Annotated in this window: 15 protein-coding genes; 2 read left to right on the top strand and 13 right to left on the bottom strand. The window is 71.1% G+C overall.

The annotated features are described in order from the left end of the window. Positions 1-221: 221 nt before the first annotated feature. From thrB to ACIRQP_RS06280, 6 genes are all read right to left on the bottom strand, one after another. Positions 222-1139, bottom strand: coding sequence for a homoserine kinase (gene thrB, locus ACIRQP_RS06305; RefSeq protein WP_403884252.1), 918 nt, complete (start codon positions 1137-1139; stop codon positions 222-224). 289 nt (positions 1140-1428) lie between these two features. Further along, on the bottom strand, positions 1429-2511 hold the full coding sequence (thrC, locus tag ACIRQP_RS06300; RefSeq protein WP_403884249.1) for a threonine synthase: 1083 nt from the start codon (positions 2509-2511) through the stop codon (positions 1429-1431). An 8-nt stretch (positions 2512-2519) separates the two neighbouring features. Beyond that, positions 2520-3821 carry a homoserine dehydrogenase gene (locus ACIRQP_RS06295; RefSeq protein ID WP_403884246.1) on the bottom strand — a complete coding sequence of 434 codons (1302 nt, stop codon included), beginning with the start codon at positions 3819-3821 and terminating at the stop codon, positions 2520-2522. A 108-nt stretch (positions 3822-3929) separates the two neighbouring features. Beyond that, positions 3930-5324 (bottom strand): diaminopimelate decarboxylase, encoded by a 1395-nt coding sequence (gene lysA / locus ACIRQP_RS06290; protein WP_403884243.1) that lies wholly within the window; start codon positions 5322-5324, stop codon positions 3930-3932. A 23-nt stretch (positions 5325-5347) separates the two neighbouring features. Then, positions 5348-6457: an ArgS-related anticodon-binding protein NrtL gene (nrtL, locus tag ACIRQP_RS06285; protein ID WP_403884241.1), complete on the bottom strand. Its 1110-nt coding sequence runs from the start codon at positions 6455-6457 to the stop codon at positions 5348-5350. A gap of 55 nt (positions 6458-6512) precedes the next feature. After that, positions 6513-7025 (bottom strand): response regulator, encoded by a 513-nt coding sequence (locus tag ACIRQP_RS06280; protein ID WP_403884238.1) that lies wholly within the window; start codon positions 7023-7025, stop codon positions 6513-6515. Between the two features lie 97 nt (positions 7026-7122). On the opposite strand from ACIRQP_RS06280, the gene ACIRQP_RS06275 reads away from it, so the two are divergent. Beyond that, entirely contained in the window at positions 7123-7548 is a 426-nt protein-coding gene (locus ACIRQP_RS06275; protein WP_403884235.1) for a hypothetical protein, read from the top strand. Positions 7549-7644: 96 nt separating this feature from the next. On the opposite strand, the gene ACIRQP_RS06270 is transcribed toward ACIRQP_RS06275, so the two are convergent. Beyond that, positions 7645-8172, bottom strand: coding sequence for an HIT family protein (locus ACIRQP_RS06270; RefSeq protein ID WP_403884232.1), 528 nt, complete (start codon positions 8170-8172; stop codon positions 7645-7647). Between the two features lie 245 nt (positions 8173-8417). Here ACIRQP_RS06270 and ACIRQP_RS06265 point away from each other — a divergent pair, with 245 nt between their 5' ends. Beyond that, positions 8418-9074 (top strand): response regulator, encoded by a 657-nt coding sequence (locus ACIRQP_RS06265; protein WP_403884229.1) that lies wholly within the window; start codon positions 8418-8420, stop codon positions 9072-9074. Here ACIRQP_RS06265 and ACIRQP_RS06260 read toward each other — a convergent pair. The 6 genes from ACIRQP_RS06260 to ACIRQP_RS06235 form a co-directional block, all read right to left on the bottom strand. Continuing rightward, complete coding sequence (locus tag ACIRQP_RS06260) at positions 9041-10456, bottom strand: hypothetical protein (RefSeq protein WP_403884225.1); 1416 nt, start codon at positions 10454-10456, stop codon at positions 9041-9043. The genes ACIRQP_RS06265 and ACIRQP_RS06260 overlap by 34 nt on opposite strands. Continuing rightward, a complete protein-coding gene (locus tag ACIRQP_RS06255) occupies positions 10449-11642 on the bottom strand; it encodes a sensor histidine kinase (protein WP_403884222.1) in 1194 nt (397 codons plus the stop codon). The genes ACIRQP_RS06260 and ACIRQP_RS06255 overlap by 8 nt, the downstream gene beginning before the upstream one ends. A 207-nt stretch (positions 11643-11849) precedes the next feature. Then, positions 11850-13871: a BTAD domain-containing putative transcriptional regulator gene (locus ACIRQP_RS06250; RefSeq protein WP_403884219.1), complete on the bottom strand. Its 2022-nt coding sequence runs from the start codon at positions 13869-13871 to the stop codon at positions 11850-11852. Positions 13872-14225: 354 nt separating this feature from the next. Next, positions 14226-16058: an ABC transporter ATP-binding protein gene (locus ACIRQP_RS06245; RefSeq protein WP_403884216.1), complete on the bottom strand. Its 1833-nt coding sequence runs from the start codon at positions 16056-16058 to the stop codon at positions 14226-14228. A 14-nt stretch (positions 16059-16072) separates the two neighbouring features. Then, entirely contained in the window at positions 16073-17893 is a 1821-nt protein-coding gene (locus ACIRQP_RS06240; RefSeq protein ID WP_403884212.1) for an ABC transporter ATP-binding protein, read from the bottom strand. A 100-nt stretch (positions 17894-17993) separates the two neighbouring features. Beyond that, a complete protein-coding gene (locus ACIRQP_RS06235; protein ID WP_249953513.1) occupies positions 17994-18116 on the bottom strand; it encodes a keywimysin-related RiPP in 123 nt (40 codons plus the stop codon). Between the last annotated feature and the right edge of the window lie 37 nt (positions 18117-18153).

Raw genomic sequence — 18153 nt, 5'->3', positions numbered from 1 at the left:
GCCCACCGCTGGGAAAAACGGGGGGTGTCGTGCCGGTTCCGGTGCGTGCTCAAAACTGCTCAGGCAGGCTGCTCAGGCAGTTGGGGAGGCTCCCGGAAGAAGGGTGGTCCCGAAGCGGGACACGAAGCACCGCGCCTCAAAGACGTCGGTTGCAGACTTGAGGTTAACACTACCGGCTCCAACAAACATTCCCCCTCTCACTCACCGGCAATCTCCTGTAGCTACGAGCCGAGCGGCAGAACGCTCGTCCCCGCGGCGTCGAGGGAGAGCCGATTGGCCGCCCATCCCTCGCCCGCCAGCCGTGCGACCTTGTCGGCCGCACCGTCCTCGACCAGCGCGAGGACCGTGGGGCCCGCGCCGGAGATGACCGCGGGGACGCCGTCCGCGCGCAGTCGGTTGACCAGCGCGACGCTCTGCGGCATCGCCGGGGTCCGGTAATCCTGGTGGAGCCGGTCCTCGGTGGCCGGCAGCAGCAGCTCGGGGCGCCTGGTCAGCGCCTCGACGAGCAGGGCCGCGCGACCGGCGTTGACCGCCGCGTCCACATGGGGGACGGTGCGCGGCAGCAGGCCGCGCGCGGTCTCGGTGAGAACCGGGCTGTCGGGCACGAAAACCACCGGAACGATGGAATCGGCGGGCTTCATCCTGATGGCGCGCGCCGCTCCGCCGTCCATCCAGGCCACCGTGAATCCGCCGAGCAGACAGGCGGCGACATTGTCGGGGTGGCCCTCGATCTCGGTGGCCAGTTCGAGCAGGGCCGCGTCGTCGAGCCGGGCGTCGCCGCCTATGGTCACCGCGCGGGCGGCCACGATCCCGGCGCAGATCGCGGCCGACGAGGAGCCCAGACCGCGGCCGTGCGGGATGCGGTTGGCGCAGACGACCTCCAGGCCGCGCGGCTGCCCGCCGAGCAGTTCGAAGGCCGTGCGCAGGGACCGTACGAGCAGATGGGTCTCGTCGCGGGGAAGCGTCTCGGCGCCCTCGCCCGCGATGTCGACGTGCAGGCCGGAGTCGGCGACGCGGACGACCACGTCGTCGTAGAGCCCCAGCGACAGGCCGAAGGCATCGAAGCCCGGACCGAGATTGGCGCTGGTGGCGGGGGTGCGCACCCGTACGGCGGCGGCGCGGAACGCGGGACCGGCCATCGCTCTGACGACTCTCCTTGTGGCTGCGGGACTACAGGGGTGGTGACTTCGGGGCTGCGGGATTCGGCTGCGAGACAGAGGCGGCTGCGAAACGTTCGAGGACATACGGAACACCCGAGGGCCACAGGGGCAACACCGCGGCATATGCGGCGGGGCGGGTTGAGTACAGCCTATCGAAGGAAGGTTCCATGGCGACATAGGGCGCACAGGAGGCGCACGATGCGTGTCGCTCGGCTCCTGTGCGCCGACGCCGGGCCCGGCTCCCCCGCGCCGTTCTCATGCCGGGCGGTTATGCCAGGCCAAGGCGCTGGGCCGCCACGACCGCGTCCACCGGCACGGTGACCGGCTGGGGCGCCCCCGCGACCGCCCAGTCCGGGTCCTTGAGACCGTTTCCGGTGACGGTGCAGACGATGCGCTGGCCCGGGTCGACCTTGCCCTCCTCCGCGGCCTTGAGCAGACCGGCGACGGAGGCGGCCGAGGCGGGCTCGACGAAGACGCCCTCCTGGGAGGCCAACAGCCGGTAGGCGGCCAGGATCTGCCGGTCCGTCACCTCGTCGATGAAGCCGCCGGACTCGTCACGGGCCGCCAGCGCGTACTGCCAGGACGCCGGGTTGCCGATCCGGATCGCGGTGGCGACGGTGTGCGGATCCTTGACGATCTCGCCGCGCACGATCGGCGCGGAGCCGGACGCCTGGTACCCCCACATGCGCGGGGTGCTCGCGGCCGGGCCGTCGGCGGCGTACTGGGTGTACCCCTTCCAGTACGCCGTGATGTTGCCGGCGTTTCCGACGGGCAGCACATGAATGTCAGGGGCGTCGCCCAGCGCGTCCACGATTTCGAAGGCGGCGGTCTTCTGACCCTCGATACGGACCGGATTGACCGAATTGACCAGCGCCACCGGGTAGTTGTCGGACAGCGAGCGCGCCAGCGTCAGGCAGTCGTCGAAGTTGCCCTCGACCTGGAGGATGCGCGCGCCGTGGACCAGCGCCTGGCCCATCTTGCCCAGCGCGATCTTCCCCTGGGGTACGAGCACGGCGCAGACCATTCCGGCGCGCACCGCGTAGGCGGCGGCCGAGGCCGAGGTGTTGCCGGTGGAGGCACAGATGACCGCTCGGGCGCCTTCCTCCTTGGCCCGGGTGATGGCCATGGTCATGCCACGGTCCTTGAAGGATCCGGTGGGGTTGGCACCCTCGACCTTGAGATGAACCTCACATCCCGTGCGCTCGGACAGCACCTGCGCGGGGACGAGCGGCGTCCCGCCCTCACGGAGGGTGACAATCGACGTGTTTTCCGTCACCGGGAGGCGGTCCCGGTACTCCTCGATGATGCCGCGCCACTGGTGGGTGCCCTGCCGGGCGCCGATGCTGGTCATTGGGTCCCTTACTCCCCTTCTACACGCATGATGCTGGCGACACCGCGCACGGTGTCGAGCTTGCGCAGCGCTTCGACGGTCCCGGAGAGGGCGGCGTCCGGCGCGCGGTGGGTGACGACGACGAGGGCGGCCTCGCCGCCGCCGTCCTGTCGGCCTTTCTGACGTACGGTATCGATCGATACACCATGCTCGGCGAAGACTGTAGCGACCTGGGCGAGTACACCCGGTTTGTCGGCCACATCGAGGCTGATGTGGTAGCGCGTCACGACCTCGCCCATGGGGCTCACGGGCAGCTGAGTGTACGCCGACTCGCCGGGGCCCGTGGCCTCGTTGAGCTTGTTGCGGCAGACGGCGACGAGGTCGCCGAGCACGGCGGAGGCCGTCGGGGAGCCGCCCGCGCCGGGGCCGTAGAACATCAGCTGTCCAGCCGCCTCTGCCTCGACGAAGACCGCGTTGTACGCCTCGCGCACGGAGGCGAGCGGATGGCTGAGCGGGATCATCGCCGGGTGGACCCGCGCGGTGACGGACAGACCGTCGGCGGCGCGCTCGCAGATGGCGAGGAGTTTGACGGTGCAGCCCATCTGTTTCGCCGAGGCGAGGTCGGCGGAGGTGACCTCCGTGATGCCCTCGCGGTGCACGTCGTCGAGGCGTACCCGGGTGTGGAAGGCGATCCCGGAGAGGATCGCGGCCTTGGCGGCGGCGTCGAAGCCCTCGACGTCCGCCGTCGGGTCGGCCTCCGCGTAGCCGAGGGCGGTGGCCTCGTCGAGCGCCTCGGAGTAGCCGGAGCCTGCGGTGTCCATCCGGTCGAGGATGAAGTTGGTGGTGCCGTTGACGATGCCGAGGACCCGGTTCACCTTGTCCCCGGCGAGGGACTCGCGCAGCGGCCTGATCAGCGGGATGGCGCCGGCGACGGCCGCTTCGAAGTACAGATCACGGCCGTTCCGCTCGGCCGCCTCGTAGAGCGTCTCGCCGTCCTCGGCCAGCAGCGCCTTGTTGGCGGAGACGACGGAGGCGCCGTGCTCGAACGCGGTGGTGATCAGCGTACGGGCAGGCTCGATCCCGCCGATGACCTCGACCACCACATCGATGTCGCCACGCTTGACCAGCGCGGTCGCGTCGGTGGTGATCAGTGCGGGGTCGATGCCCTCACGCACCTTGGAGGGGCGCCGGACGGCCACCCCGGCCAGCTCGACCGGGGCCCCGATCCGCGCTTCGAGGTCGTCGGCGTGCGTCGTCATGATGCGCGCCACCTCTGAGCCGACCACACCACAGCCCAGCAGCGCCACCTTCAGCGGACGCGAACGCATCATCCGACCTACGCCTTTCATCCATCACAGCTGTTTAAAGCAGGAATCCGAACCAGTCTCACTCACTGGACGGGAGTTTCTGCCCCTCGTCCAGATTGCGAGACATGTATTTCAGTGACCGACATCGAGACGCAGAAGATCTTCCTCCGTCTCACGCCGGACGATCACCCGTGCCTCACCGTCCCTGACCGCGACGACGGGCGGCCGGAGCGCGTGGTTGTAATTGCTCGCCATCGAGCGGCAGTACGCGCCGGTGGCGGGGACGGCGATCAGATCACCCGGCGCCAGATCGGCGGGCAGGAACGCGTCCCGTACGACGATGTCGCCGCTCTCACAGTGCTTGCCGACGACGCGTGTCAGCATCGCCTCGGCGTCGGAGCGGCGCGAGACGAGCGCCACGCTGTACTCGGCGTCGTACAGGGCCGTACGAATATTGTCGGACATGCCACCGTCCACACTGACATACGTACGAAGCCCTTCGAGCGGCTTGATCGTGCCGACCTCGTACAGGGTGAAGGCCGTGGGACCCACGATCGCGCGCCCCGGCTCGACGGAGATCCGGGGCGTGCGCAGCCCGGCGGACTCACACTCGCGGGTGACGATGTCGCTGAGGGCCTTCGCGATGTCGTAGGGCTCGCGCGGGTCGTCCTCGGAGGTGTACGCGATACCGAGGCCACCGCCGAGGTCGATCTCGGGCAGTTCCACACCGTGCTCGTCGCGTACCTCCGCCAGCAGCTGGACGACGCGGCGGGCGGAGACCTCGAAACCGGCCATGTCGAAGATCTGCGAGCCGATGTGGGAGTGGATGCCGATCAGTTCGAGCCCATCGAGCTTGAGGGCCCGCCTGACGGCCTCCGCGGCCTGCCCTCCGGCGAGGGCGATCCCGAACTTCTGGTCCTCGTGTGCGGTGGCGATGAATTCGTGCGTATGCGCCTCGACGCCGACGGTGACCCGGATCTGGACGGGCTGACGCCTGCCGAGGCGCTGCGCGACATGCGCGACCTGCACGATCTCCTGGAAGGAGTCGAGGACGATACGGCCGACGCCGGCGGAGACGGCACGCTCGATCTCCTGGACGGACTTGTTGTTGCCGTGGAAGGCGATCCGCTCGGCGGGCATGCCGGCCGCCAGCGCGGTGGCGAGTTCACCGCCGGAGCAGACATCGAGGTTGAGGCCCTCTTCGTCGAGCCAGCGGACGACGGCCCGGGAGAGGAACGCCTTGCCCGCGTAGAACACGTCGGCGTCCTTGCCGAAGGCGTCGGCCCAGGCGCGGCAGCGGGCACGGAAGTCCACCTCGTCGAGGAAGTACGCGGGGGTACCGAACTCCTCGGCCAGCCGGGTCACTTCGATCCCCGCGACGGTCGCCACCCCGTCCTCGTTCCTGCGGACAGTGCGCGACCAGACCTTCTCGTCAAGGACGTTGAGGTCGGCGGCGGGCGCTGTGTAGTGGCCCTCGGGGAGGACATCCGCGTGACGGGGACCTGCGGGGTGTGCGGAACGGCTCATGTTCTTGGCTCTCTTGGTTCTCTTCAGAGGTATGCGGGGGCATCGATGCCGAGCAGGGACAGGCCGCCGGCCAGCACGGCTCCGGCGGCGTCGGCGAGCGCGAGCCGGGAGCGGTGGGCGGCCGAGGGTTTCTCGTCACCGAGCGGCAGCGGGAAGCAGGTCTCCTGGAAGCGCAGGAACGCGTCCGCGGTGTGTTCGAGATGGCGGGCGAGCCGGTCGGGCGCGCGCAGCCGGGCGGCGGCTTCGAGGACGGCGGGGTGGTCGCCGAGGGCGATGAGGAGGAGCGCGGTGGCGCTGTCGTGGCCGGTGATCTCGGGAAGGCCATCGTGGACCGGGGCGGGGGCCGGAGCGACGGCGGGGTCGGGGGTGATGCCGAGGTGCGCCGCGTTGCGTGCGAGGGCGCGCGTACGGGCGTACGCGTACCGCACCCGGAAGAGAGGGTTGCTCTCGCGCTGTACCAGCAGCTCGGCGCCGGTGTACGGGCGGTCGTGGGCGGCGGGCCGCAGCAGCCCCCAGCGGGCCGCGTCGGCGCCCATCCGCGCGAAGAGGTCGTCGCCGGCGGGGGCGGGAAGCGGGCGCGGCCTCTCGTCGGCCCCGGGCACGACCTCGGCCCGCGCGCCCTGGCTACGGAGCAGCTCCACGACCGTGTCGGTCCAGAGAGCGGCCCGGGGCTCGTCGGAGGGGGCGAGGAACACGGTCGTACCGGCGAGCGCGTCGCCGTGGCCGAAGCGCGGTCCGGCGCGCAGGACCGTACGGACCAGTTCGGCGCGGCTGTCGCGGGCCAGGGTGAAGTTCAGGAAGCCGGGGCCGGTGATCTCGATACGGTCGATGCCGGGAGCCGTCCCGGGGCCAGGGCGTGGTGCGGGGGCGGTCGTGGAGGCGACCGCAGAGGCGGCCCCGGAGGCGGCAGCGGAGCGCAGGATGCTCGCGCGCAGGATCTCGGCGACCTCGCGGGGCGGGCGCCCGGCCGGGCCCGCGAGCTTCAGGGCGATATTGCTGGCGTAGTCCCCCTGGCCGCCGGGGCGGGGCCGTTCGATCGTGACCCGTTCGGGCACGGGCCCGGGGAGGGCGTCGTCCTCGACCGCGCGGCACACGGCGCGCCGTACGGTTCGGGAGAGCTCGGCGGGGGTCACGGGACAAGCGTATGGGAGGAGGGGGGCCTCTTCGCGAACCGGTTTCGCGATGCGGTCAGCCGCGGGCGCTTCCGGCCCGCCCGGCACCGTGTCTGCCGTCCAGGGGCGGCGGGCCCGCCCGGTGCGTCAGCCGCCGGACGAGCCGGACCAGCTCGGCCGGCTCGAAGGGCTTGGCGAGGAAAGCGTCCACTCCGGCGGCTATGCCGGACTCCACCTCGTACTGCGTACAGGCGCTGATGATCGCGACCGGCAGATCGCTGGTACGGGGGTCGGCGCGCAGCCGCTGGGCCGTACGGACACCGTCGAGGCGGGGCATCACCACGTCGAGGGTGATGGCATCGGGCATGACGTCGTGGACCACTTCCAGGCACTCGGCACCATCGGCCGCGGTCACGACCTCGAACCCCTCAAGTTCGAGATTGACCCTGATCAGCTGCCTGATGACCCTGTTGTCGTCGACAACGAGCACCCGGCCGGACTCGCCCGACACCACTTGAGGGTAGGTCCGAACCCGGTGCCGCGTCCGGGTTTTGCCCACTTCCACCTCGCGTGGGCGACGCGGGCACATGCCCGAGCGGGCACCCGTGCCTGGACCTCGTCCTGACCGCGCGATGAAGAGCCACGGAGCGCCCACGGACCGTGGCGCGCCCCCATAGGCTCTGAGTATGGAGCAGAGCGAAGTCGTTCTCAGGGCCATCGGAATTCTCACGCAGTCCGCGGAGTGGATCCGGACCGCCAACCGGGACGCGGGCGGGGACTCGCTCGGGGACGCGGGCGGGGACGCGGGCGGGGACATCGGCGCGGCGGGCGGCGCGGAAGGCGGCCGGCGGGGCTCGGGCGAGGGGCAGATCGGATCGCTGCTCGCCGAGGTCTTCCCCTCCTTCACGGTCTCGCCGGAGTCCACCCCGCTCGAAGCGGCGCACGCGGTGACCGCCGCCGCGCTGCCGCCGATGATGCAGCTGATCGGCGCGTTCACGTATGTCTTCGCGCAGCTGGCCGAGGTCCATGACAGCGGCCGTACGGACATCACCTCGGAGGAACTGCTGCGGGAGCTGGCGCTTCGGATGTCCCGTCCGAACGACGCGGTGTAGTCGAGGCGGGAGGGGCTGCCGGCGCTGTTCACGGCGGCGCCGCGTGGGTTGACGGACCGTCCGTGCCCGCTGACCGACCGGGCGCGGCGCCGGAGTTCATCGAGGTCCGTGCCCCAGCCTTTCCCACACCGCCCGGCGCAACCTCTCGGCCAGGGCCGCGGTCTCGTCGGGGGACGCGGTCAGTACGCCGTTCTCGCCCATGAGCGCGTAGTACTGCTGCCGCTCGTACGGCACCCCCGGCGGCAGCCCGGCGATGTGCCAGTGCAGATGCGTGTTGCCCTGCTGACTGCCCAGCGAGAGCAGGTACGTGCGCTCGGACGCCAGTACGTCCTCCATCGCGAGCGCGACCGTCCGTACGAACAGCATCAACCGGGTGTACGCGGTCTCGTCCATGTCGCGGACGACCTGCTCGACATGGGCCTTCGGCGCGACCAGGAGCTTCCCCGGCAGGGTGGGGTAGCGGTCGAGGAAGGCCACGTGATCCTCGTCCTCGTACACCGTCTCGTGCCGGAACGCGGGGTCCCCCGCGAGGAACGCGCAGACGAAGCAGGGGCCGCGCCTGGCCCGTTCCTCGTACGCCGTGAGATCCATCGGCCGGCGGTCCGTACGATCCGTGGCTTCCATCCGGACTCCTCCTCATCGGTGCTGGGGCGGTACTCAGTTCAGTGCTGGAGCGCTCCGACGACGTCGTGGCCGATGCGGTTCGACCACCGAGAGGTCAGACGGTAGTGCACGAACCGGCCGCCACGCCGAGGCCCGGGGGCCGGTTCGGCGTCGCCGCGAAACCGATGAGCGGCACGGCCGCGACGATCGACCGGCCACGCTCCGCGTATATGGCGGGGCGTCGCCGGTTCGGGGGAGGATGAGGCATGCCGGAAAACGAGTCCGTGAGTGTGGTGCTGATCGACGACCATCCCGTGGTGCTCGCGGGGATCGAATCCTGGTACGCCGCGTCGGAACGGCCGATCACCGTCACGGCCAAGGGCCCCGATCTCTCCATCGCCGTGAGCGGGCCCGGCCGGGCGGCCGATGTGGTGGTGCTCGACCTCCAGCTCTCCCACGGGGTGCCCGCGTACCCCGAGCTGAAGCAACTGGTCGCGCAGGAGCGCCAGGTGATCGTCTACACCATGCAGGAAAGCCAGGAGACGGCGCTGACCTGTCTGGACCTGGGCGCGTTCACCTATCTGACGAAGGCCGAGGGCGAGCGGCATCTCATGGCGGCCACTCTGGCCGCCGCCGACTGCCGGCCCTACACGCCGCCCGCTCTCGCCGGTGCTTTCGGCAGCGATGCCAGAAAGGGCCGCCCCGCGCTGACACCGCGTGAGGTGGAGGTGCTGCTGGAGTGGTTCCAGTCGGAGTCGAAGGCCATGGTCGGGGAGAGCCTCGGCCTCTCCGTACGTACGGTGAACACTTATCTGGAGCGGGTACGGATCAAGTACGCGAACGCGGGGCGGCCCGCGACGACCAAGGCGAATCTGGTCGCGAGGGCCATTCAGGACGGATTGACCTCGCTGGACGAGCTCTGAGTGTTCTGGGTGCTCCGAACGTTGATCGTGCGGACGCCGCCGGAGGAAGACGGCGCGGACGGCGGGGCCGCGAGCAGCGTGTACGACGCCTCGACGAGAAGCCGGCCCTCGCTGTGCACCGTACGTACGCGGATACCGCGCTCGGTCGGTTCCGGGATGTCCGTCTGGGGTGCGTCCGTCACCACACTGACACGTACCTGCCCGCCGCCGCGCACGACGGTCGCCCGCGCGCTGCGCTCGGCGGTCGCGAGCGCGGCGAGTACGGGCTCGGTCAGCGCGCGGCGCAGATGCCGGGGCACCGGCGCGGACGCGCCCCGTACAGCGAGCTGCACATCGACCCCGTGGCGTTCGGCCACCCCGATACCGGCCCGTAGTTCATGGAGCAGCGGGTCCGACGCGTGGTCCCGTTCCGCGAAGAGACGTCGCATCCGGGCGGCCTCGAAGGCGCATCGGCGGCGTACCCGCTCGCTCCCGGGGTCGAGCGTTCCGTCGGCCAGCCCGGTCAGCAGGGGCAGTACGGAGCGGCCGAGGTCGCGGTAGCGCGACCGCTGGTCGACATGCACCTGGGCGGAGACCGCTGCTTCGGTGCGTACCCGCTCCTGCTCCCGTGCCGTGGCACCGGCCGCGGTCGCGCACTCCCGCAGCAGCCTGGCCATCACGGCGGCGGCGATCTGGAACGCGCAGATGGCGAGGGCGCTGACGGCCATACCGGCCGCGGTCTGCCGGGACGGGATCCCGACGAGCAGCAACTGCCCGAGCGTCAGGACCACATGGAGCGCGAGGAAGAGCAGTGTCGCGTTCAGACCGGCGTCGAACAGCAGCAGGACGCCGAACCAGCCGATCTCCAGGAACGTCCAGTGCGGGGTGGCGAGGTAGTGCTCGCCCGGCAGCTGGCTGGTGGCGACGACGGCCGCCACGAGCGAGCACAACAGCCCGGCCGCGACCCAGCGGCGCGGTCTGCGCCGGCCGGCCGCCCCGAGGAGCGCGTCGACCACGATGATGAGCGTCAGCAGGCCGAACGCGGTGAGCTGCACCCAGGCGTGCCGGTAACCGTCGAGGTTGGAGAGCAGGGCGGGGAACGCCAGCCCGAAGTGGACCGCGGAGAGAATGACGAGCCCCGCCAGCCGCAGCGCGCCGAGCATGCCGGCGGCGATACGGTCCGTCAGCGGATCGGACAGCGGTCCTTCGCCGTCGAGGGGATGGGACGGTCGCGAGCCGGGCGGTCGCGAGTCGAGCAGTTGTGAGTCGGGCGGCCGTGATTCGGGCGGCCGCGAGTCGAGTGGTCGCGAGTCGAGTGGTCGTGAATCCGTTCCCGGCGGTCGCGTATCGGGCGCCGCTGGACCAAGCTCGGGCGGACGGGGAGGCTGACGGTCGTCAGACATGGGGCCACTCCAGGCGTACGGCGGTGCCGTGGCCCGGCCGGGAGTCGATCGTAGCCCTGCCCCCGACGGCGGCCATGCGCTCGACGACCGAGCGGGCGAGCCCCTGGCAGTGCGGAGGCACCCGCGTCACCTCGAATCCGGCGCCGTCGTCGCTGATGACGACCGTGACGGTGTCACCCTCCCGGCTCGCGGTCACAGTCGCGGAGTTGACGCCCGCGTGGCGCGAGACGTTACGCAGCGCCTCGCCGAGGCTGCCGCGCAACGCCTCGACGGCCGGCCGCCACATCAGACCGAGCGAGCCGTCGAACTCGGCGCGTACGAGGAGCCGGTGGTCGCCGGTCTCCGCGAACAGTTCCTGTGCCACATCCGTCTCACCGGACGTCGCCCGCTCCGACGCCAGGCGCCGCAGGTCCTTGGCCGCCTGGGTACGCAGTATGTCCGGCTGGATGGACTGACCGTGGGCCGAGACCATCAGCATCGTGGCGCACGCGGTGTCGTGCAGGGTCGCCAGATGTTCGCGCTCCGCCGCACGCTGCGCCTGCGCCACTTCGTGCCCGCGCCGGGCGGCTGCCGCCTTCGTACCGACGGCGTCGGCCGCTCTGCTCGCGCGCAGCACCAGCCGGTAGAGCCCCTGGGCGAGCAGGCTCTGTACCAGCAGCCAGCTGACATTGGGCACCGCGTAGTCCCAGCCGTCGGGGCGGTCGAGCATGGCACCGGCCAGATCCACGACGGACAGCAGCAGCGCGGTCGCCAGCGCGAGCCCCGCCGGGTACATCATCTGGTACCCGACCGCCACGATGCTGACCACTACCAGCAGCCAGGTGCTGCCGTACATGGACTGGCTGTCCGGAATCGTCAGTTCCTGGGTGAGGCAGAGGCCGGTCAGGACCGCCACGTCGGCGGCGAGCAACGGCCCGGGGCGGGCCCCCGCCATCCCCAGCCGGTAGTGCAGAACACTCCAGCCGAGCACGACGCAGGAGATGGCCGAGGCGACGGCCATACGGTCGACAGGCATCGCCGGTACGGCCAGAACCGCGCAGGAGCAGACCACCACCATCCGGATCTGATGCGCGTAGCGGTACGCGAACCGCACGAACTCCCGCTCGGCGGGCCCCGCGAGCCCCGCGGGACCGGTTCTCTCGGCGGGATCGGGCGGGGCCTGAGAGTCGTCCGGCTCATGTGCCACTCGGTGCCCCACCTGTCGCTGTCCTCATCGGTTTGTCGGTCGATTGACCGTCACATGTCGAGGGGGTCCAGCGATAGCGTTTCTTTGGTCACTGTGCCGACGCTTCCGGGCCGTGTGGGAGCTGTCCCGTTGGCCGCGCGCACACCTGCCTCGTGGGGGGTGGGCAGGGGTGCGCGCGAAACAATCCGCACGTCGCGGAGACCGCCGTCAGGGCACGGATACAGGGACGGGAACAGCGACGGGACCGGGTACGGAGACAGAACCCGATACGGAGACAGAACCCGGAACGGTGACAGGCAGGGCCGGTACGGACAATGCCCCGGCGAGCGCCCCCGGGACGCGGATCAGACAGGCCGCCGGCAGCCGGAACCGATCGGATCCGCGCCTCTCCACCAGATGCACCTGTACGAGTTCATCGAGCAGGCGTACCGCCTCCTCCCGGGAGACGCCCAGCAGCGCCGCCGCCTCCGCGGGACCGGTCCCCTTCTCCTCCTCCGCGCCCCGGGCCGTGCCCGCGAGGCTCCACGCGCTCGCGCCCGCCGCGAGCATTCCGTACAGCCGGGCAGCCGCTTCGGTCAGCCCCTTGAGCGACCAGGAGAGCACGGTGTCCAGGTCGGTGCCGTCCTCGCTCAGCCGGAACGCGTTGAGCGGCTCCTCACCGCGGATCTCGGTCACCAACCGCCGCAGGCTCACCTCCGGCTGGCGCGCGGCACGCTCGGCGAGGATGCGCAGGGCAAGCGGCAGACCGCCGCAGAGCGCGGCGAGTTCGTCCAGGGCGGCGTGTTCGGCCCGTTCGGCCCGTTCGGCTCGGCGCCGGCCGCCCAGCAGCCGGTTCAGCAGATCGGCGGACCGCTCGTGGTCGAACGGGGCGAGCGTCAGACGCCGGGCGCCGTTCCTGACGACCAGACCCCGCAACTGGTTGCGGCTGGTGACCAGCGCGGTGCCCGCCGGTCCGGGCAGCAGTGGTCTGATCTGCTCGGGGCACATCACATTGTCCAGGAGCAGCAGCGTGCGGCGGCCGGCCAGTTCGCTGCGCAACAGCGCACTGCGCTCACCGACGCTGCCGGGCACCTCGTCATCGGCCATCCCGAGGCCGATCAGCAGGGCGCGCAGGGCATCCGCCGGGCTCAGCGGATCGCGGATGCTGAACCCTTCGAGATCCAGATAGATCTGGCCGCCGGGATAGCGCTCCTGCCGTCCGTTGGCCCAGTGGATCGCGAGCGCCGTCTTCCCGACCCCGGCGGGGCCGTCGAGCAGCAGTACGTTGCCCGCGCAGCCCGGTACGTCGCGCCGCATATCGGGTAACTGCCCGTCGATCACGGCGAGCTCATCCGTCCGGCCGGTGAACGGAACGTCGCCCGCCGGAAGCTGGCGTGGCACATACCGGCTCGGTCCGGCCACCCGCATTCCGACCGGGACACGGGTCCTGGCACGGGCCCGGCCCGTCGACGCGGTGAGACCCGGGCTCGCGACCAGCATCTGCTGGTGCAGTTCGCGCAGTTCGGGGCCGGGGTCGACACCGAGCCGATCACCCAGCAGACGCCGGCACCGCTCGTACTCGCGCAGCGCCTCGGCCGAACGCCCGGTCCGGTAGAGCGCGAGCATCAGCTGGGCCCAGAACCGTTCCTGAAGCGGGTCCAGGGCCAGCGTCCGCCGCAGCAGCGGAATATGGTCGCCGGGATCCTCCAGCTCCAGCCCGATGGCGATCCTGCGGTGTACGGCCCGGAGCCTCGCCTCCTCCAGGGAGGGGAGAACGTCGCGGTGCAGCGAAGGGCCGTGGATCCCGGAGAGGGCCGGGCCGCGCCAGAGGGCGAGGGCGCTGTCGAGCGCCGCTGCCTCGGCGTCCGGCCCCGCCGTGACGGCCACCGCCGCGGCGCGTTCGGTCCGTTCGCGGAACTCGGTGGCGTCCACGGAGACCAGCTCACGGCTCAGCCGGTATCCGCCCCGCTGCGCCTCGATGACGGACTCCTCGGTGCCGCGTGCCTCGTCCAGCACACGGCGCAGGCGTTTGATGTAGCTGCGGATGGTTGTCCGCGCCGATGCCGGGGGGTCGATCCCCCAGAGGCATTCGGCGATGTCGTCCACCGGCACGATCTGCCCGTGGTGCAGTGCCAGCGCGGCCAGCAGCGTCTGCTGCCGCCCGGCCGACACGGTGAGTCGTGCGGCCCCGTGATTCTCTCGGTGGGTCACTTCAAATGCGCCGAGCAGGCGCACATCGATCCTGTGCACTCGGTATTCCCCCTTGTGTGTGCGCCCGGCGTGTGCCGCCGTCCGCACGTCGTCTGCCTGACAGCGGGCCGGGGTCAGCGGCACCGCCATCCAGGACATAACGAAATTTACCGTTTGCGATCCGAAGTGTGTGACGGTCATTCGACCCACATGACGCATAGTGGCCATACCCGCATGGATACGGCCCCATGGGATAGCCACCCCGGATGGCATATCGAGTCCCGTCACCCGAGCGACGCCTCACACGGGTCCCGCCTCGCACGGGTCCCGCCGCACACGCGGGAAGCCTCACCAACGGGGCCACCGCACGCATGGGCGCTGCTCCCGCCGAAGCTCCAGGTGCGGGCGCTCGCTTCAGACGAGCGGGCGCGGGCGTGAGGTGGCGGGCTCCGCGCTCTCTCCGACGGGCTCAGCGCTCTCTCCGGCGGGCTCCACGCTCTCTCCGGCGGAGGACCAGTAGCCGATCAGCTCCGCGTACTCGGCCGACCTCCGCAGGAGTTCGTCGTGGCTCCCCACGGTCAGTGAGTCCTGCCCGACGACGGCGATGCGCTCGGCGCGCAGGGCCGAGGTGATGCGGTGGGCCACCACGATCAGCGTGCCGGGCCGCGCTATGAACGCGTCCTCGACCCGTTCCTCTCCCGTCCGGTCCAGATGGCAGGTCGCCTCGTCCAGGATCACGACGTGCGCGTCGCTGACGTACACCCGGGCCAGCGTGATCAGTTGGCGCTCCCCCTGGGAGAGCAGCCCGGGTGAGCTGATCACCGCGTCGTAACCGCCCAACCCGCGCACGGTCTCCCCCAGGCCCAGCGCCACGGCCGCCGCGTCCAGCTCGCTCTCCGGCACGTCGGGGCGCAGGAGGGCGAGGTTCTCACGGAGCGTGCCGGCGAAGACGTACGACTCCTGCGGTACGACGGCGACCCGTCGGCGCAGTTCGTCCTCGGCCAGCTCCGCGACCGGTATGCCGCCGACCGTCACCACCCCGCGCTGCGCCTGTTCCAAACCACCGGCCAGACAGGCCAGGGTGGACTTGCCGATACCGCTCGGCCCGACGATCGCCAGATGCGAGCCGTAGGGGATATCGAGGCTGACACGGGAGAAGAGCGGTTCGGCGTGCGGCCCATAGGCGAAGAGGACATCCCGCAGCGCGATGTCGCTGCCTGTTCCGATGCCGGCCCCGGCACCCGCCCCTGTGAGCGAGGCGGTCCCGGAGGGCCGGCGGGGCGGGACGTTGATGAAGTCGGTGAGCCTGTGCAGTGTGACGGAGAGCTGGAGTCCCATGTTCGACACCGTCTGCACCATGGCACGCAGCGCCGGCTCGATTCCCTGGAGCAAATAGACCATGGCGCCGACCAGCGCGCCGGGCGTCAGTACGGCCGAGGAGACGAGCCAGGGCGAGGAGAGGAGGATGATCGCGAACGGCAGCCGGGTGCCCACCGCGACCACGGCGATACGCCCGGCACCCGCGCGGGCACTGGCCACGGCCGCCGCGGCTTCGGCGTCCACCCCCGCGCCCACCGTCCGCCGCGCCGTCTCCCAGGCACCGCACGTCACGACGTCCCGGATCCCGGTCAGTTGAGGACCGGCCCGCCGCGCCAGCTCCTCCTGCGCCCGGAGCAGGGCGACATGGCGTCGCCGGAGCACCCGGGAGAGCAGAGCCGTCAACGCGACCGCCGTGAGCACCGCCCCGCCCGTGATCAGCGCGAGGAGCGGATCCAGCGCGAACAGGCCGATCATGGCCGCCACCATGGCCAACGCGACCCCGCGCAGGGAGAGCAGCAGCCCGCCGGAGATCTGACGGACCGTCTCCACCTGCCGGGTGAGGCGGGCGACGGTGGAGACATCCGCGGTCGATCCGCCGGAGTATCCCGCGCCGCTCTCCGGATAGACCGCGCGGTGCAGTCCGGCACGGACCACCTGGCTGATGAGCGCGTCGCGCAGCGACTCCACGACGGCCGCTGTATGTGGCATGGCCTGTCTGGTCCCGAGCGTCCCTATCACCATGGTGACGCCGTACGCGAGCAGGAGCAGCAGCCCATACACGGCGCGGCCGTCCAGAAAGCCGTGGTCGAGGGCCGCCGCCACCAGGGTCCCGGAAAGCAGCACCGGCAGCGTCTCGACAAGCGACCAGGCGGCGAGGGCGCCGAGATCGCGGCGATGGGCGCGCAGAACGGGTCGTACGAGCCTCATGGTCTCCGACGCCATCACACCGCCCCCGAACGTTCTCGGCCGTTGCCCCGCGCCGGGCCGCGTGCCGGGCCGCGTGCTGGGCCGCCCGCACGGTCCAGGCCAGCCGCGTCCGGCCCCGCCCTGTCCGGTCCGGCTCTGTCCGGAGCCGCCCGGTCCCGGCCGGTGCCGAAGACAGCCCGGTAGGCGGGGTCTGCCAGCAGCGTCCGGTGCGGGCCGACAGCGCGGACGCGGCCCCGCTCCAGCCAGGCGACCAGGTCGGCGCCGGCTGCGGTGGTGATCCGGTGGGCCACCACGATCCGGGTGGTGCCGCGCAGGGACTCGTCCATAGCCCTGCCGATCTCGTTCTCGGTCGCTGTGTCCACGCTGGACATCGCGTCGTCGAAGATCACGACCCTGGCCCGCCGGCAGACCGCGCGCGCCAGCCCGAGCCGCTGCGATTCGCCTCCCGACAGCCGGAGTTCGGCGACGGGGGTTCGATAGGCGCGGGGAAGTCGGCTGATGAAGCCGTCCGCGTGGGCCGCACGCGCCGCTTCCCGTACGGCGGTCGCGGTCACCGGCCGGTCGCCGTACCCGATCAGATCGGCCACGGTCTCGCCCAGTGGGTGGGGGCGCTCGAAGGCGTACGCGATGGCGGCGCGCACCTCGCCGCGGTCGGTCTCGGCGAGGTCGGCGCCGTCCAGTCGTACCTCTCCGCCGTCCGGTGGCAGCGCCGCCCCGGCGACGAGCGCCAGCGTCGTCTTGCCCGACCCCGAGGCACCGACCACCGCCAGGGTGGAGCCGGCGGGGACGTCGAGCGTCAGCCGGTCGAGTACGAGCCTGTCGTCGGCCCGTACGGTGATGTCGTGCAGCGTGAGGGCCCCCTCTCCCGGCGGCAGGGGCCGGTCCCCCTGGTGGGGCACCGGCGCGGCGAACACCTCCTGAAGCCGCTCGGTCGAACCCCGCGCCCTGCCCAGTTCGGCGAAGATGCCGACCTGCGACAGCAGCCTCATCGCATACGTCAAGTAGAGCTGTGCCGCGAGCATCTGGCCGGGAGTCAGCCGCCCGGCCACCACCCCGTACCCGGCCATCGCCAGCACGCCGATCTGCAGGCCGGGCGCGAGCAGTGACAGATACCAGCCCGCTCGGCGCTGTGCCTCCCAGAAGCCTGTTCCGGCGGCTCGCAGCCGGGGCAGCGGGCGGAGCACGCGCTCCACCTCCCGGTCGAAGGTGGCGGAGGCGCGGATGGTGCGGGCTCCGCCGACGGCGTCGACGAAGCGGTCGGACAACTCCCCGTGTGCTTGCTGGTACTGGCCGGTGAGCGTGGTGGTCCTGCGGATGAGCATCCGGGCGAGCAGCCAGACGGCGGGGACACCGAGAACGAAGACGAGAACGAGCCGCCAGTCGATGAGGAAGAGCGCGACCAGCCCGCCGAAGGCGGTCAGCGCGGCGAAGGCCGCGTTGAGGAGATTCAGCCCCGCGCCACCGGCTTCGGCGGTGCTCTCCAGCGAGCGGCTCAGCAGGTCCCCGGGCGTGAACCGGCTCCGGGAGGACAGTCCGAGGCGGAAGATCCGGGAGAACGTGTCATGCCGCAGCCGTGCGGTGGCCGTGGCCCTCATCCTGGCCTCGGCGATCTGCCCGGCGATCTCGGCGACCGTCATCGTCCCCAGCAGGGAGCACACGAGCATGAACGGGACTCTGTTGCCGGTCTGTCCGAGAACCACATCGATCGCGCCGGACAGGGCGAGCGGCAGCAGCAGACCGGCGGCGCTCTGGAACAGGTGCAGCGCCGCCACCACGGCGAACAGTCCCTTGTCCCGCCCCACCGTTCCGGCCAGCAGTCGGTCACTCTCGCGCATCTGTCCCCCCGTCCCGTCTCTCTGTCGCCACCGGGCGCGGCGAGGCACTCTTGCGAACGCTCGCCGCACCCGGTGATCCATTGGCCCCGACGACTGATGATCAGTCGTTCTGGTTCTGGAAGAAGAAGTAGGCCTCGTTCGCTCCGTTACGGAAGAAGCCCGTCTCCTCGGTGAATTCCCCGAGCTCGATGAGCGCGGGAACCTCGTACATTTCCTTCTCCATGGTGGTCACCTCCCTTCCTGTTTTCCGGACACGCTTG

This window comes from Streptomyces sp. NPDC102274 (assembly GCF_044766385.1).
Classification (GTDB): Bacteria; Actinomycetota; Actinomycetes; order Streptomycetales; family Streptomycetaceae; genus Streptomyces.
The sequence above is the reverse complement of the archived record's forward strand: the minus strand, read 5'-3'. Positions and strand labels throughout refer to the sequence as shown.

What these genes read in the sequence shown, in the direction of transcription:
- ACIRQP_RS06275 (WP_403884235.1), top strand. Translation starts at nt 7,123, where the DNA reads ATGGAGCAGAGCGAAGTCGTTCTCAGGGCCATCGGAATTCTCACGCAG.
- lysA (WP_403884243.1), bottom strand. Translation starts at nt 5,324, where the DNA reads ATGAGCCGTTCCGCACACCCCGCAGGTCCCCGTCACGCGGATGTCCTC.
- ACIRQP_RS06280 (WP_403884238.1), bottom strand. Translation starts at nt 7,025, where the DNA reads ATGTGCCCGCGTCGCCCACGCGAGGTGGAAGTGGGCAAAACCCGGACG.
- thrC (WP_403884249.1), bottom strand. Translation starts at nt 2,511, where the DNA reads ATGACCAGCATCGGCGCCCGGCAGGGCACCCACCAGTGGCGCGGCATC.
- ACIRQP_RS06240 (WP_403884212.1), bottom strand. Translation starts at nt 17,893, where the DNA reads ATGCGCGAGAGTGACCGACTGCTGGCCGGAACGGTGGGGCGGGACAAG.
- ACIRQP_RS06260 (WP_403884225.1), bottom strand. Translation starts at nt 10,456, where the DNA reads ATGTCTGACGACCGTCAGCCTCCCCGTCCGCCCGAGCTTGGTCCAGCG.
- thrB (WP_403884252.1), bottom strand. Translation starts at nt 1,139, where the DNA reads ATGGCCGGTCCCGCGTTCCGCGCCGCCGCCGTACGGGTGCGCACCCCC.
- ACIRQP_RS06295 (WP_403884246.1), bottom strand. Translation starts at nt 3,821, where the DNA reads ATGATGCGTTCGCGTCCGCTGAAGGTGGCGCTGCTGGGCTGTGGTGTG.
- ACIRQP_RS06245 (WP_403884216.1), bottom strand. Translation starts at nt 16,058, where the DNA reads ATGAGGCTCGTACGACCCGTTCTGCGCGCCCATCGCCGCGATCTCGGC.
- ACIRQP_RS06235 (WP_249953513.1), bottom strand. Translation starts at nt 18,116, where the DNA reads ATGGAGAAGGAAATGTACGAGGTTCCCGCGCTCATCGAGCTCGGGGAA.
- ACIRQP_RS06265 (WP_403884229.1), top strand. Translation starts at nt 8,418, where the DNA reads ATGCCGGAAAACGAGTCCGTGAGTGTGGTGCTGATCGACGACCATCCC.
- ACIRQP_RS06270 (WP_403884232.1), bottom strand. Translation starts at nt 8,172, where the DNA reads ATGGAAGCCACGGATCGTACGGACCGCCGGCCGATGGATCTCACGGCG.